Genomic DNA, 16,533 nt, shown 5'->3' on the forward strand with positions numbered 1-16,533 from the left:
TTCCCACACTCATGTTCAGCGGATCAGATTCCGCAGTTCCTTCAGCTCCTCAACGGAAAACGTGTAATCTGTTCCACAAAAGTGACAGTTCAGCACCACTTCTTTTCCATCATCGATCATTTCCTGCAGTTCCTTTTTGCCGACGCTCATCAGTGCTTTCGCCACCCGCTGTTTGCCGCAGTTGCAGTAGAATTCCGCAGGTACGGTGTCATTAATTTCCAGATCCAGATTCCCAAGCAGCTTTTCGAGCAGCGTTTCCGGCGTACATCCCGCATCAAGCAGTTCTGTCACCGATGACACTTCTTTCAGGTTCTGTTCAAGCGCAGCGATTGTTTTTTCTTCCGCAAACGGCATCAGCTGTACGATAAACCCGCCTGCCTGTTTCACAGTATTGTCGCGTTCCATCAGGACCCCAAGTCCGACAGATGACGGAACCTGCTGACTCGTCGCAAAATAATACGTCAGATCCTCGGCGATTTCACTGGTCTGCAGCATCGTCTGCCCGCTGTACGGTTCCTTGAGTCCGAGGTCCATGATGACATTCAAAAACCCAGGACCGACTGCAGATGCCACATCCAGCTTTCCTCTTCCATTTGCCGGTATCACGACGTTCGGATTTCCGACGTATCCTTTTACCCTGCCCTTGGAATCCGCAGTGACCGTTATCCCCGCAAGGGGGCCTCCCGCCTTGATCTGCAGCGTCAGAAGGTCTTTATCTCCCTTCATCATGACTCCCATCATCGTCCCCGCTGTCAGCAGGCGTCCCAGTGCCGCGGTAGCTACGGGGCTCGTGTTGTGTACCGCCCTTGCACGTTCCACCAAATCTCTCGTTGTAGCAGCAAAGGCTCGTACCTGTCCTTCTGCCGCTGTTGCTCTCACAATGTAATCCATATGTTATCCTTCCTGTCTTTCCATTATCATTTACCGGAAATTAAATTTCTATGATTTCCGGTCTCATTTTCCATGTTCTCTGGCAATCACACAGATACGCTCGCTCTCCGGCTCCGGCTGATCCCGCGTAAATGCATCATACGCAGTCACAAACTCCATCCCCGCCTGTTCCAGAAGACGGATAATCCTTGGCAGCGGGTATGCACGCTGATAGTGGACTTCCTCATACTTACGGTACAGTCCGCCGGCTCCCTCAGGGATAAAAATTGCCAGCTCATATTCATTGCGCATGGATTCCCGGTCATAATAGTTGTCCCAGATAAAGCTGGCCTCCTCCCTGTTTTCGGCAATCGTCTGTTCTCCCATAAGAGTCTCATATTTATAAACAGTATTCAGATCGAACACAAAGACCCCGCCCGGGTCCAGGTAATTATTTACCAGGCTAAACACCCCAAGCAGTTCCTCGTCCTCCAGAATGTAATTCAGTGAATCGCAGACGCTCACCACTGCACGGACAGTCCCGTACAATTCGAACCCACGCATATCCTGCTGAAGATACAGGATCTCCAGTCCCGACTGTATCTTTTTTTCCTGAGCGATCTCCAGCATATCGTCCGACAGATCCACACCGATCATATCATAGCCCGATGCCGCCAGCCGCTGTGTCATACTGCCGGTACCGCATCCCAGTTCCAGAACCAGTCCTTCATTCACCCCGTACTCTCTGAGCAGTCCAATCAGATAAATGCTCCAGGCATCATAGTCGATGTCGTCCATGAACATATCATACACCTGTGCAAAACTCCGGTATGTTTCCATAGCTGTCTCCTCTTCATTTCTCAATATATGGTAACAGTTCAGGACGGCGGGAAAATTGGTACAAAAAGCAGCGTCAAGCTTGCTTGTAAGTCGCTTTCTGTACCAATTTTCACATCGGATGAACATCCGATGCTTCTTGACCGGTTTGTCCGGTCAAGAAGATGCAACGTCCTGAACAGTTACAATATATGAATTTTATCACCGAATGAAGGCCGGGGCAAGAAAAAGTCTTGTCAATCCGCAGAAAAAGAGAGCCAATGCCCCGGGGCATCCGCTCTCCTTCCTGTCTTGTGTCACACAAACTGATTATTTCCGTCGTCATATTCATAATCAATGGCTTTCAGTTTCCTCACGAGTTCCTGCTCATTGATACCCAGGCTTTTGCACAGTTCCTGCAGGCTGGGGTAATGATCTCTCAGCTTCATATTGACATAGCTCAGCAGCATGACAGGGTCATTCGGTATCATAGTTTCACCTCTTACATTACATTCTGTACAGTGGCCTTAAGCTCTTTGTTTTCCTCATCAATGACGATCACATCGCCTGCCTTTACATCTCCTGAGAGTATCCTTCTGGCGGCAAGCGTCTCCACATGCTTCTGCAGATAACGCTTCAGGGGACGTGCTCCGTATACAGGATCATAGCCACTCTCAATCACATGCTCTTTTGCTGCATCTGTCAATGAGATCGAAAGTTCCTGGTCATGAAGTCTCCTGTTCAGTTCCTTCATCAGCAGATCTACGATCCTGCCGATATTCTCTTTCGTCAGCGGCTTAAACAGAATAATCTCGTCAAGGCGGTTCAGAAACTCCGGTCTGAAGTGCGCCCGCAGGTCCTGATTGACCATCTCGGCACATTCCTTCCTTATCTCTCCGCTCTCTGTAATGCCTTCCAGCAGATAGGAGGAACCAATATTGGATGTCATGATCAGTATCGTGTTTTTGAAATCCACAGTTCTTCCCTGTGAGTCTGTGATCCTGCCGTCGTCCAGCACCTGGAGAAGTACGTTGAAGACATCCGGATGCGCTTTTTCTATCTCATCGAACAGCACGACCGAATATGGTTTCCTGCGAACCGCCTCTGTCAGCTGTCCGCCTTCCTCGTATCCCACGTATCCCGGAGGCGCTCCGATCAGCCTGGACACGGAGTATTTCTCCATGTACTCACTCATATCGATGCGGACCATATTCTGCTCGTCATCGAACAGATTCAGTGCCAGCGTCTTCGCCAGCTCTGTTTTTCCTACCCCCGTCGGCCCAAGGAACAAGAATGAACCGATCGGCTTTGTAGGGTCTTTGATGCCTGCCTTAGAACGGATGATCGCATCCGTCACCTTGCTCACCGCTTCGTCCTGTCCGATCACGCGTTCATGAAGGATATCTTCCAGGCCGAGTATCTTGCTGCGCTCTCCTTCTGTCAGTTTCGCAACAGGGATTCCGGTCCACCGTGATACGATTCTGGCAATCTCTTCATCTGTCACACTCTCATGCACCAGCGAGAGATCGGCATCTCTCACCCGTTCCTCTTCGATGCGCAGCTGTTCCTGCAGTTTTGGCAATTCCCCGTACTGCAGCTCAGCCGCTTTCTCCAGGTCGTAGTCTCTCTGCGCTTTCTGAATCCTCTGATTCATTTCTTCAATCTGCTCGCGCAGTTTTGAGAGTTTATCCACTGAAGTTTTTTCGTTTTCCCACTGTGCTTTCTGCGCATTGAATTCATCTTTCAGTTCCGCCAGCTCACGCTGCAGATTATTCAGCCGGTCAAGGCTCAGTTTATCCGTCTCTTTTTTAAGAGCCGCCTCCTCGATCTCCATCTGCATGATCTTCCTCTGCAGTTCATCGAGCTCTGCAGGCAGTGAATCCAGCTCTGTCTTAATCAATGCGCAGGCCTCATCCACAAGGTCGATCGCCTTATCCGGCAGGAAACGGTCTGATATATAGCGCTGCGACAACGTTGCCGCCGCAACAAGTGCTCCGTCAGTGATTTTAACACCATGGTATACCTCATACCGTTCCTTCAGTCCGCGGAGGATCGATATGGTATCTTCCACACTCGGCTCATCCACCATAACAGGCTGGAACCTGCGCTCCAGAGCCGCATCTTTCTCAATATACTGCCTGTATTCGTCCAGTGTAGTCGCGCCGATGCAGTGCAGTTCACCACGCGCCAGCATAGGCTTCAGCATATTGCCTGCATCCATCGCACCTTCTGTCTTGCCTGCTCCCACAATCAGATGAAGTTCATCGATAAATAAGATGATTCTTCCTTCACTCTTACGCACTTCTTCCAGCACTGCTTTCAGACGCTCTTCAAATTCTCCGCGATATTTTGCCCCCGCCACAAGCGCCCCCATGTCCAGGGCAAATATTTTTTTCTCCTTCAGTCCTTCCGGCACATCGCCGCGTACGATACGCTGTGCCAGCCCCTCCACAACCGCTGTCTTTCCGACACCAGGCTCACCTATCAGTACCGGATTGTTTTTTGTCTTACGGGACAGGATACGGATCACATTCCGGATCTCCGAATCACGTCCGATGACCGGATCCAGCTTCTGGTCTCTGGCTTTGTCCACCAGATCCTGCCCATATTTGTTCAGGGTATCATATGTTGCCTCCGGATTATCACTCGTGACACGCTGATTGCCCCGAACCGTACTCAGCGCCTGCAAAAAGCGCTCCTTCGTAATTCCATACTCCCTGAAAAGTTCTTTCACAGCAGGGCTCGGATGTTTCAGCATGGCCAGAAAAAGATGTTCTACAGACACATACTCATCGCCCATATGCTTCGCTTCATCCTCGGCTCCTACCAACGTCTTGTTTAAATACTGTCCGATATATGGATTCCCGCCTGAAACTTTCGTTCTCGCTTCGATCGCCTGTTCCACACGGTTCAGGAAATGTTCTTTCTGGATCTCCATTTTCTCGATCATTTTCAGTATCAGACTGTCTTCCTGATTCAGTAGATTGTACAGTAAGTGCTCCTGTTCAATCTCCTGATTCCCGAACTCATATGCCGTCTTTTCAAGATCCTGTACCGCCTGTAATGATTTCTGTGTAAATTTACTGATATTCATAATACTCCCTCCAATCTATTCTCAGAACATTTTGTTGTCACTGTCCTTTGTTTTTGTCTGTTCTATAACTACTATAACATATAATTTTTAAATTGCAAGCTTTTTTTACTCCAATTTCAAATTTTTATTCAAAGCAGAGTTTGTTACACAACCGATTCCTGAGAAGACAGGCATGATTTATTTATCCCCGCTTATCGGGATCTTCACAAAAATAACGGTATGACCTGGTCGGTCATACCGTTATTATCTTTCATTTGCTATTAGATTACACGTCTTACTGCAAGAATTGTTCTGTATGCAGCATTTCCGCTGATTTTAATTCCATCTCTCTCGTTGCTGGCATGTACAATAGAACCGCCGCCCATATAGATCGCAACATGTCCCGAATAACAGATGATATCTCCAGGCATAGCCTGTGAGTAAGATACGCCTGTTCCGCAGGATCTCATCGCAGCTGAGGAATGTGGAAGTGATACGCCGAATTTTTCATATACTTTCATAATGAACCCGGAACAGTCTGCACCGTTTGTCAGACTTTCTCCGCCCCACACGTATGGGTTTCCTACGAACTGAGTCGCATAATCGACAACCGACTGTCCGGTCCCGCTGTAAGAAACATCGCCTGATGAACTGCTGTCATCATCGTCATAACTGCTGTCGTCGGATGAATCTTCATAACTGCTGTCATCACTATCACCACTGTTATCACTGTCGTAATCGCTGTTGTCATCGCTCTCATCTTCATAACTGCTGTTATCAGATGAGCTGTTATCATGATCTTCAGATGAGTCATTGTCATCATAAGAAGATTCATTATCAGAAGAATTATTATCGGAAGATTCATCGGTACCGTCTTCCTCAGTATTCGACTCAGCTTCTGCCTTTCTGGCTGCTTCCGCTTCTTTTCTTGCCGCTTCAGCTGCTGCCTTTCTGGCTGCCTCTTCTGCTGCTCTGCGTTTTGCCTCTTCGATCTGCGCCAGTTCTGCTGTCTGCTGCTCGATCAGGGCTTTGTACTGTGCCGCCTGCTGTTCTGCGACAGCAATCTGATTTGCGTAATCTGATGAAGTTGCTTTCTTCTCTTCCAGTGCCGCTTCGAGTGCTGCTTCCTGTTCCCTGTAGTCATTCTGCATAACTTCCAGGTCGGCTTTCTCCGTTGCCAGCTGGTTGCTAAGATCGGTTACCTGCTGTACGGTTTCTTTATACTCTTCCAGCTTATCTCTGTCGTAATCATAAAGCTGCTGTGTATACTCGGCCTTATTCAGCATGGACGCGACATTTTCCTCAGAAAGGACCATCTGTGCCCATCCTGATGACCCGCCGTTGCGGTATATGTAATCCATACGAGTCTTCATATCCTCGTACTGCTTGTCCCGTGTCGCTTCTGCTTCCTGCAGTTTCACCTTTGTCTCTTCAATCTCAGCCTGTTTCTGTGAGATTTCTTCTGTCAGCACATCGATAGCTACCATAATGTCTACCAGCTGAGCATCCATCTGATCAATCTCTGCCTGCAGAGCTTCTTTCTGTACTTCCAAATTGTAAATCTGATTATTCGTCGCTTCAAGCTGACTGCTTGTAGCCGCTTTCTCATTTCTCAAATCAGATTCCCTGTCAGCCAGTGCCGGTACAACCTGCATTGACGATATAACAATGGCCAAAAACAGACATAAGAACTTTTTCTTCATATCTCACGACTCCTTAAATTACGATTTCATGTTTCGTTCCGTAATGTTTCATTCCCGTAATATTTATGAAACACTTTTTTCATTTCGTTTACAAGTGTACCATATATTTTACATAAAAGCAACCATAAAATGTAATTTAAGGGGTTCTCACTCATCAAAACTTAACGCAATATTCGCTATCTCACCGTCTTTTTCCTGCAAATTCTTTATCTTATCTTCTGATACTTTTAGTTCCTCATCCACAATTTTTGTAACAATTTGATTGTAATCTTCCGCCGTAAAATTCTGAAACGAGGAGGTATCCATATTCAGACCGACTCCGTCATTGGAGAGATCCATGACTTCCTGCTTTTTCCCCGGAAAGTCCTTGTCAAACGCAGCACCCAGCGTATTATAAATAACGTCGTTCACATTCTTTACAGCTGAAGTCACAACCGCCGCCGATGACTGTGACTGATCGGTATCAGACGCGATCACTTTGCCGTTTTTTTGTTCCGCCGCTTTTATGATGGCTGTTCCGATCGAACCTCCGTTTGAAAAGATCACCTCACAGCCGTTCGCAAACCACTCTCCTGCCGCGGCCATAATCGCAGGTGAAATCTCATTTGTTCCCATATAACTGTAGCGAAGCTGGACCGCATCTTTCTCCAGTTTCATCTCAGACGCCGCATAATCAGCTCCCTGGACAAAACCGCTTCCGTAAAGCTCTATGCTTTCTTCTTCCTGTCCTCCCATGAATCCCAGGTTTCTGTAACCTTCTTTCACAGCGGCATACCCCGCGAGAAATCCAGCCTGAGCCTCGTTATAGACGATCGCATGAGTGTTCCTTCGTAATTTCGCCTTGCCTCCCTTTTCCTTGCGCGGCGCACCATCCAAAATAATGAATTTGACTTTTTTATACTTTTTCTGCATCGTATACAGGGGCACTTCGAATTCTTCCCCGTAACCGATCACAACCTGGGCACCCGCATCAGCGGCTTCCTTTACGGCTACCATGTAATCATCCGGCGTATTCTTTGCCACACTGTGGGTTGCCAGCAGATATCCGTTATCAGCGGCATACTGCTGTGCAGATTCTTTGATGGCATTCGTCATATCACCTTCCTGCGATGCCTCCGTTATGACTGCGATATCTTCCGTGCTTTCCTTTTTCTCACACCCGCCGATGAATATCATCATCAGCAGCAGTGCGGTCATTCCTAAACATTTCTTCATCTTTATGTCCCCTTTTTATTTATCCTGATAAGCCCGTACACCGTCCCGGTCAACCACTGCCAAAATCAGCGGGATCCTTTCCGGCGGCTTCTCCCCGATCTCAACGGCAGCCAGCAGGCGCACAGCGGCAGCCCTGGCCAGCTCTTTTTGTGACGTATGCAGGACAGCGACTGTCTCCCCCTTTGTCACTCTGTCTCCTGTTTTTTTCCTCATAACGATTCCCGCAGAAAAGTCGATGCGGCTCTCTTTCGTCTCGCGCCCTGCTCCAAGCATGCAGGAGACCGCTCCGCATTCCTGAGCATCCATGTGAACGATATAACCGTCTTTCTCTGCTTTCACTTCATATAAAATGGCTGCCTTCTCAAACAGTTCCGGGCGGTACAGTACGGAGGCGTCTCCTCCCTGAGCAGTTACCATCTCCGCTAATTTTTTCATCGCTGTTCCATCTTTAACAGCCTGTTTTGCTTTTGCCTTACACTCCGAAACGGTTCCAATCCCAGCCAGTTCCATCATATATGCAGCCAGCTCGATGCAGATCTCCGTCAGATCGTCCGGTCCCCTCCCCTGAAGTGTATCCGCTGCTTCCGCTACCTCCAGCGAATTGCCTATGCAGTTCCCAAGAGGCAGGTCCATATCTGTGATCAGTGCAGTCACCCTTCTGCCTGCCTTTTCACCGATCGCCGACATTTTCTGCGCAAGGGCGATGGCATCTTCTGCACTCTTCATAAATGCACCGCTTCCCACTTTGACATCCAGCAGTATACAGTCACTGCCGGCCGCCAGCTTTTTGCTCATGATCGATGCAGCTATCAGGGGTATGCTCTCCACTGTAGCCGTGACATCTCTGAGTGCGTAGATTTTTTTATCGGCAGGTGCAAGATTGCCCGACTGTCCGATCACACTGAGCCCATGGCGTTTTACAATCTCGATAAACCTAGTCCGTTCGATACTGGTCTGGTATCCCGGAATCGCTTCCAGCTTATCCACCGTTCCTCCGGTATGCCCAAGCCCTCTGCCGGACATTTTGGCGATCCTGACCCCGCAGGCTGCCGCGATCGGAGCAGCGATCAGCGTCGTTTTATCGCCAACGCCTCCGGTGGAGTGTTTGTCCACCTTGATGCCCGGAATCTCTGACAGATCCACCATATCCCCCGAATGCGCCATGATATCCGTGAGGTCCGCCAGTTCCTCATCCGTCATTCCCTGAAAGTAAACGGCCATCAGCATAGCCGCCATCTGATAATCCGGAATCTCGTCCTTCACGTATCCCTGAATCATATAGGAGATTTCTTCTCTCGTAAGCGTTTTGTTATCCCGCTTTTTTACAATCAAATCATACATTCGCATAATAAAAGCCCTCTCTTTTTACCATTATAGAGATAACCGTCAAAAAAGGGAAGGGCTTTTTCATTACATTTTTATTGCAGATTTTTTTTTGAAAACTGCAGCGGCAGAAGTTCTTTCAGCGTATATTCCTCATATTCCGTCTCGGACCTGGCCAGGATAACCCGCAGGCTCCCATCCGTAAACTCTGAGAGTACCTGCCTGCACACGCCGCACGGTGCACACAATTCCCTCTCGTTCTCCCTGCCCTCCAGATTCCCCACGACCGCAATCGCAAGAAATCTGTGTCTTCCGTCAGACACCGCCTTGAAGACCGCTGTCCGCTCCGCACAGTTCGAAGCGGAGTACGCAGCATTTTCTACGTTGCACCCGGTGTAGATGCTTCCGTCTGTGCACAGGATCGCCGCGCCGACCCGAAACCCGGAATACGGAGCGTATGCCTGCTTCTGCGCTTCAATCGCCTGTTTTATTAAAAAGCCTGTATCCATGCCGGACCTCCGTTAGTTTCTCATATCATAATAGGTTGATAATATTATATCGTTATCCTCCATATATTACAATATATAGCACCCCAAGTAATGTCAATAGACATAAAAAGGAAAGCAGATTCACAGAATCAAATCCGGTAATCCGCTTTCCTATTTTATTAACACTTACACTAAATCTGCCAGTATCTGTTCCGCAGATTTCTTGGCATACCCATCCGGATCACTCAGCATCCTGGATCCGCTGAGATCCCATCGGAACCGGTGAAGTCCTTTCGAATTCGGACCATATAAATACGGCGTGATATTACATACCGGTGAAAGCTCCGGTTTATTAGCAGATGGAGATCTGAACTTCTTCATATATTCCTTTGCAAGCCTGATCGCCTGGCTGTTCTGATTGTTTCCTTTCGTGACGGTTCCGCTGATCTGTACGCCTGCCTGCGGTGTGCAGTGCAGAATCACATAGCTCCCGTCACTGCATTTTCCCAGTACAATCCAGACATGTCCATCATAACCGACCACATCCCCCGGCATAAAGGATGCAGAAGTCGTACGGTCCACATAGCTTCCCCACCCTCTGTTTCCGTACAGGCGGGGAGTATCTCCTGATACTGTGGTACAGCTCTCCTGGTTACTCTTAGTATTCACCGTATTATAGACAGCCCAGCCCACGTACCCTGAACAATCCAGCCCCTTCTTGTATTGGTACCGATATTGGTCATAGTTATAACTTTTATTCTGAGAATTATAGAATTTCTTCCAGTTAGGATTCACGCCAATCCGGACCGCGTCGCCGCCTGTCCAGTCATCATGGCCTCCGCCCCAGATATACAGGGTTGTACCCACTGCTTTCAGCGCATTGGCAAGAAACGATTTGAGTGTCCTGCTCTGAATTGCCGCACCATTAGGGCCCAACACAATCCCATCAACAGTAGTGTTACGGCGCATCCTGCCGTCAGTACCGAAATAATACTTACTACTTTCTATTGTCCTCCAGCCCGTATACATTTTACCGATATTTCCATCGGCATTTCCCTTCTGGAAGTAATAGACGTTATTGTTCAGAGTCCTCCAGCCCGTATACATCTGACCTTTCTGTCCATATTCCCCGCCTATCTGAAAATAGTGAGTATTTTTCCCGAGCGTCCGGAATCCCGTATACAATTTGCCCCGCTCTCCGGCTTTTCCTCCGATCTGAAAATAGTATCGTTTGCCGTTCATCAGCCGCCATCCGGTGTTCAGTTTACCAATGTTTCCATCACCATTCCCCATCTGGAAGTAGTAAACCTTGTTATTCATCGTCCGCCAGCCCGTATACATCTGGCCTTTTTGACCAGCTTTCCCGCCCATTTGAAAATAATAGGTATTTTTTCCGAGCGTCCTCCAGCCCGTATACATCTTCCCGCGCTCTCCGGTTTCTCCGCCCATCTGGAAGTAATAGACCTTGTCGTTAATCGTGCGCTGTCCGGTATACATTTTACCGATATTTCCATCGGCATTCCCTTTCTGGAAGTAATAGACTTTGTTATTCATCGTCCGCCAGCCCGTATACATCTGACCCTTCTCGCCATTTTCTCCGCCCATTTGGAAGTAATGGGTATTCTTTCCGAGCGTATGCCAACCGGTATACATCTTCCCGCGCTCTCCGGCGCCTCCCCCCATCTGGAAATAATAGACCTTGTCGTTGATCGTCCGCCAGCCCGTATACATTCTGCCGATATTTCCATCGGCGTTCCCTTTCTGGAAGTAATAAACTTTGTTGTTCATCATCCGCCAGCCCGTGTACAGCTTTCCGCGCTCTCCGGTCCCTCCTCCGACCTGGAGATAGTATGTATTATTTCCGATCGTCTGCCAGCCGGTCAGCATCGCGCCGGCATTCTTCCCCGACTTCTCAAAATAATATCTCTTATAGGATATGTCCTGCCAGCCGGTATTCATCTTCCCCTCAACTGAACCCGACTCTTCAAAATAATAGGTATTTCCGGCTATATTCTGCCAACCGGTCAGCATCGCTCCTTTTACCCCAGGAGCACCTGTCTCCGTCAGATAATAGGTGCCGCTTTTGATCGTGATCCAGCCTGTTTCCAGCCTGCCCCTTGAATCAAAATAATACCAGTGATTACTGATTTCCTCCCATCCCGGTGATGAATAGCTTCCATCTGTAAACCGATATCTGAGCTCACCGTTTGCATCTGTAACCCACCCGGCTTTGACCCGTGCGGTCAGGAAATCTTCCGGTTCTTCGGGTGCCGCCTCCCCTTCCTCAGGGGTTACCGTGGTCTCCGGCTCCATGGTCACTTCCGGAGTTACCTCCACCTGTGGTTCCTGTGTGATGTCCGGCTCTTCTGTCTCCTCCGGCTGGGCCGTGACTGACGGATCCGGTTCTCCCGTCACTTCCGGGTCCTGCCCATGTTCATCATCCGCCTCGGGAAGTTCTGTCTCTCCCTGAGCCTGCTCTGCATTCTCTTCCTGTTCAACCACTGCCTGACTGTCATCCTGTGCCCCGAACACCTGCTCGGGAACTGTCAAACCAGCCATACAGAAGATCAGTACAAATGCCAGAGCACGCTTTACTCTTAATGTTACATATCGTGGTGTCAAAATTAATTCCCCTCTCCCCAATCAGGATTATTTATCTTTTTCTGACGTTTTCAGTCTCTATTTTACGTTTATTATAAATAGATTACAATACCTTTTCACAAAAATACAAGAGCAGATGATGGGAAATAAATCCAATCATCTGCTCTGATATGAATTATCAAAATATGCTTACACTAAATCCGCCAGGATGTCCGCAGCAGTTTTGTCTGCATATCCATCCGGATCGCTCAGCATTTTCGATCCGCTTAAATCCCACCGGAACCGATGAAGTCCTGCATAACCCGGACCATACAAATACGGTGTGATATTGCATACCGGAGAAAGTTCCGGCTTATTGGCAGATGGCGACCTGAACTTTTTCATATATGTCTGTGCAAGTCTGATTGCCTCGCTGTTCTGATCGTTATCCCTTGTGACAGTTCCGCTGATCTGCACACCTGCCTGCGGCGTGCAGTGCAGAATCACGACACTGCTGTCACTGCACTGACCCAGCACGATCCAGACATGTCCATTGTAACCGACCACATCACCGGGTTTAAAGGATGCCGAAGTTGTGCTGTCCACGTAGCTTCCCCACCCTCTATTACCGTATAGACGCGGAGTATCTCCGGATATTGTCGTACAGTTCTGCTGATTGCTGTCCGTGTTTACTGTATTATAAACCGACCAGCCTACATAACCGGAGCAGTCTAATCCTTTTCCGTAATGTTTTGGAATGTTTTCATTTTTAGGGTCATATCGATAACTCCGATTCTGAGAATCATAGAATTTTTTCCAGTTCGGGTTTACCCCCTTCCGAAGCGCATCACCGCCGGTATAGGCATCATGGCCTCCGCCCCAGATGTACAGGGTTGTCCCCACCGGCTTCAGCGCATTGGCAAGAAACGCTTTAAGAGTCTTGCCCTGTACAGCGGCACCGTTAGGTCCCAGCTCTACTCCATTGACTGTGGTATTGCGGTACATTTTACCGTCAGAGCCGAAATAGTACTTATTTTTACCAAGATTCCTCCAGCCCGTGTACATCTTGCCGATATTTCCATCAGCATTTCCTATCTGAAAATAATAGGTGTCATCTCCCAATGTCCTCCAGCCCGTATACATCTGACCCTTTTGACCGGCGTTTCCGCCCATCTGGAAATAATGGGTATTATTCCCGAGCGTCCGGAATCCCGTATACAGCCTGCCGCGCTCTCCGGCTCCTCCTCCGATCTGGAAATAATATCTCTTTCCATTCATCAGGCGCCAGCCGGTATTCAGCTTGCCGGCATTTCCATCAGCATTTCCTATCTGGAAGTAATAGACTCTGTTGTTCATGGTCCGCCAGCCGGTATACATCTTACCCCTTTGACCGGCGTCTCCGCCCATCTGAAAATAATAGGTGTTTTTTCCGAGTGTCCACCAGCCCGTATACATCCTTCCGCGTTCCCCGGCTCCTCCTCCGATCTGGAAATAATAGGTGTTTTTTCCGATCGTCTGCCAGCCGGTATACACCTTCCCGACATCTTCACCTGACTCTTCAAAATAATATCTTCTGTAGGATATGTTCTGCCAGCCGGTGTACATCTTTCCCTCAACCGAACCTGACTCTTCAAAATAATAGGTATTGCCGGCTATGTTCTGCCAGCCGGTCAGCATCGCTCCCTTTTCTCCCGGAGCGCCCGACTCCGTCAGATAATAGGTACCGCTCGGAATTGTGATCCAGCCTGTTTCAAGCGTGCCTTGCGCATCAAAATGATACCAGTAATCTCCAATTTCTTTCCAACCCAGTTTTGAATAACTTCCATCCGGAAACCGATATCTGAGATCCCCATTAGTTTCCGTGACCCATCCGGCTTTTGCCTTCGCCGCCAACAAATCCTCAGGTTCTTCCTCCGGCCCCCCTGTTTCATCAGCAGGTGTCTCTGTGACCGCAGGAGTCTCTTCATCCTGCGGTTCTTCCGTGATATTCGGTTCTTCCGTGATATCCGGCTCCTCAGTCACTTCCGGCTGGTCAGTAACAGATGGATCCGGTTGCTCCGTCGTCTCCGGATCCTGCTCATCTTCATCATCTAATTCAGGAAGCTCCGCTCCTTCCTGCTCGCGCACATCATTCTCTCCCTGTCCCTGCACAGCATGACCCGCATACGTTTCTCCGAACACCAGCTCAGGAACTGTCAAAACTACCATGAAGAGAATTAATAGCATGGCCAGAGCTTGTTTCCACCTTCTTACTAAATTTTGTTTCATGATCCTCCCCCTTATTCTGCATCCTTCAACCTGCAGAATATTTCATCAGTCTGATTTTTTTAATAAAGTTTAACGTTATTATACAATTATTACATTTCTTTTACAATATTATATTCCAGTATTTCTTATGACTATATTACTTTTTTATCATAATATTCTTCTTTTTTACCACAAATTTAATGATACTACGCATTTTGCAAACAGGTTTAAGAAACGGTTGACATTCATTTTCCCCCATGCTAACATGAACTCATAAATCAAATATGGAGTCTTGATAACTGACGGATAATTGTGGGTTACCACTGTGGAATCATGACTTCGCGCAAGCCGACCGTCTGGGCAACATTTGTAATAGTGATTACATGTGTTGTCCTTTTTTATCCTAAACAGTTTAAACATGTAGCAACATACATAGCTGTACAGATAGCTGGATGCGCACAACACCACTCAGTGAAGTGAAAGGAGAATTTTACTATGGGATTCAAATCAGACATTGAAATTGCTCAGGAGAGTACAATGACGCCAATTACCGAAATTGCACAGAAAGCGGGGATTGATGATAAATACCTCGAACAATACGGTAAGTACAAAGCAAAAATTGATTACAATTTATTGCAGGAATCTGATGCCCCCAACGGAAAACTGGTCCTGGTAACTGCGATCAACCCGACTCCTGCAGGAGAGGGCAAAACAACAACGACAGTGGGGCTCGCTGACGGACTGCAGAAACTGGGTAAAAATGTTATGGTTGCACTCCGCGAACCATCTCTCGGACCGGTCTTTGGTGTAAAAGGCGGCGCTGCAGGAGGCGGATATGCTCAGGTAGTCCCAATGGAAGATATCAACCTGCATTTCACTGGTGATTTTCACGCCATCGGAGCTGCCAACAATCTTCTGGCTGCTATGATCGACAACCACATTTTCCAGGGCAATGCTTTGAATATTGACCCTCGTAAGATTACCTGGAGAAGATGTGTGGATATGAACGACCGTCAGCTGCGTAATATCGTAAACGGTCTTGGAGGCAAGACAAACGGTATGCCGCGCGAAGACGGATATGATATCACAGTTGCATCAGAGATCATGGCTGTCCTCTGTCTTGCAAGGGATATCGACGACTTAAAACAGCGTCTCTCCCGCATTATCGTAGGCTATACTTATGGAAGCGTCGCAGAGCAGAAACCGGTAACTGCAGGCGACCTGAATGCTCAGGGAGCTATGTGTGCACTGCTGAAAGATGCACTGAAACCAAATCTGGTTCAGACGCTGGAACACGTTCCGGCCATCGTACACGGCGGACCATTTGCCAATATCGCGCACGGCTGCAACTCTGTCATTGCAACCAAGATGGCTCTGAAACTGGGAGATTACGCGATCACAGAAGCGGGATTCGGCGCTGACCTCGGGGCTGAGAAGTTCCTCGATATCAAATGCCGTATGGCCGGCCTGACACCTTCGGCTGTTGTCATTGTAGCCACCGTCCGCGCTCTGAAATACAACGGCGGTGTTCAGAAAGCCGATCTGAACAACGAAAACCTGGAAGCACTGGAAAAAGGTCTTCCGAATCTGCTCCAGCATGTTGGAAATATCAAAAACGTATATGGTCTTCCGTGTGTTGTTGCAATCAATGCATTCCCGACAGATACCAAGGCAGAACTCGACCTTGTGGAATCCAAATGCCGTGAGCTCGGCGTCAACGTTGCACTCTCCGAAGTCTGGGCCAAAGGCGGCGAAGGCGGCGTCGCACTCGCAAAAGAGGTCATCCGTCTCGTGGAAGAGCCAAGCGAATTCCATTATTCGTATGAACTGGAAGGCAGCATCGAAGATAAGCTGAATCAGATCGTTAGAAAGATTTATCACGGAAACGGTGCCGTCCTGACTGCAAACGCACAGAAACAGGCCCAGGAACTGGAAGCAATGGGCTTTGGAAACTGTCCGATCTGTGTTGCCAAAACACAGTACAGCTTTACTGATGATCAGAATAAACTGGGTGCTCCTGCCGATTTTGATGTTACTGTAAGAAACCTCAAAATTTCCGCAGGCGCAGGCTTTATCGTGGCACTGACAGGAGAAATCATGACAATGCCGGGGCTTCCGAAAGTACCTGCGGCAGAGCGCATTGATGTAGACAGTTCGGGAAAGATTTCCGGTCTGTTCTAGAGTACCACGACAATCACAAAAGGGTGTAGAAAATTCT

General features: G+C 48.3%; 11 protein-coding genes and 1 riboswitch. Of the genes, 1 reads left to right on the forward strand and 10 read right to left on the reverse strand.

Going from position 1 to position 16,533, the window contains the following annotated elements; translation table 11 throughout:
* Positions 1 to 15: 15 nt before the first annotated feature.
* The 10 genes from hslO to NQ502_RS04495 form a co-directional block, all read right to left on the reverse strand.
* Positions 16 to 891 (reverse strand): Hsp33 family molecular chaperone HslO, encoded by an 876-nt coding sequence (gene hslO / locus NQ502_RS04450; RefSeq protein WP_028528683.1) that lies wholly within the window; start codon positions 889 to 891, stop codon positions 16 to 18.
* Between the two features lie 63 nt (positions 892 to 954).
* The gene (locus NQ502_RS04455) at positions 955 to 1,710 is read right to left on the reverse strand and encodes a class I SAM-dependent DNA methyltransferase (RefSeq protein ID WP_028528684.1); all 756 of its coding nucleotides are present in this window, start codon (positions 1,708 to 1,710) and stop codon (positions 955 to 957) included.
* A gap of 293 nt (positions 1,711 to 2,003) precedes the next feature.
* Positions 2,004 to 2,177, reverse strand: coding sequence for a DUF4250 domain-containing protein (locus tag NQ502_RS04460; RefSeq protein ID WP_028528685.1), 174 nt, complete (start codon positions 2,175 to 2,177; stop codon positions 2,004 to 2,006).
* 11 nt (positions 2,178 to 2,188) lie between these two features.
* Positions 2,189 to 4,780, reverse strand: coding sequence for an ATP-dependent chaperone ClpB (gene clpB, locus NQ502_RS04465; protein ID WP_028528686.1), 2,592 nt, complete (start codon positions 4,778 to 4,780; stop codon positions 2,189 to 2,191).
* 260 nt (positions 4,781 to 5,040) lie between these two features.
* Complete coding sequence (locus NQ502_RS04470) at positions 5,041 to 6,462, reverse strand: C40 family peptidase (protein WP_028528687.1); 1,422 nt, start codon at positions 6,460 to 6,462, stop codon at positions 5,041 to 5,043.
* Between the two features lie 147 nt (positions 6,463 to 6,609).
* The gene (locus tag NQ502_RS04475) at positions 6,610 to 7,677 is read right to left on the reverse strand and encodes a BMP family lipoprotein (RefSeq protein ID WP_049898138.1); all 1,068 of its coding nucleotides are present in this window, start codon (positions 7,675 to 7,677) and stop codon (positions 6,610 to 6,612) included.
* Positions 7,678 to 7,692: 15 nt separating this feature from the next.
* Positions 7,693 to 9,024, reverse strand: a complete 1,332-nt coding sequence (locus NQ502_RS04480) for a pyrimidine-nucleoside phosphorylase (protein ID WP_028528688.1) — start codon at positions 9,022 to 9,024, stop codon at positions 7,693 to 7,695.
* A 71-nt stretch (positions 9,025 to 9,095) separates the two neighbouring features.
* Positions 9,096 to 9,509 carry a cytidine deaminase gene (locus tag NQ502_RS04485; protein WP_028528689.1) on the reverse strand — a complete coding sequence of 138 codons (414 nt, stop codon included), beginning with the start codon at positions 9,507 to 9,509 and terminating at the stop codon, positions 9,096 to 9,098.
* A 165-nt stretch (positions 9,510 to 9,674) separates the two neighbouring features.
* A complete protein-coding gene (locus tag NQ502_RS04490) occupies positions 9,675 to 12,110 on the reverse strand; it encodes a hypothetical protein (protein WP_049898139.1) in 2,436 nt (811 codons plus the stop codon).
* 168 nt (positions 12,111 to 12,278) lie between these two features.
* Positions 12,279 to 14,336: an N-acetylmuramoyl-L-alanine amidase family protein gene (locus tag NQ502_RS04495; RefSeq protein WP_083963286.1), complete on the reverse strand. Its 2,058-nt coding sequence runs from the start codon at positions 14,334 to 14,336 to the stop codon at positions 12,279 to 12,281.
* A gap of 264 nt (positions 14,337 to 14,600) precedes the next feature.
* Positions 14,601 to 14,684: riboswitch (ZMP/ZTP riboswitch) on the forward strand.
* Between the two features lie 126 nt (positions 14,685 to 14,810).
* Between NQ502_RS04495 and NQ502_RS04500 the strand changes: the two genes are divergently transcribed.
* Positions 14,811 to 16,496: a formate--tetrahydrofolate ligase gene (locus NQ502_RS04500; protein ID WP_028528691.1), complete on the forward strand. Its 1,686-nt coding sequence runs from the start codon at positions 14,811 to 14,813 to the stop codon at positions 16,494 to 16,496.
* Positions 16,497 to 16,533 lie beyond the last annotated feature (37 nt).

This window comes from Ruminococcus gauvreauii, assembly GCF_025151995.1.
Taxonomy (GTDB): Bacteria; Bacillota; Clostridia; order Lachnospirales; family Lachnospiraceae; genus Ruminococcus_G; species Ruminococcus_G gauvreauii.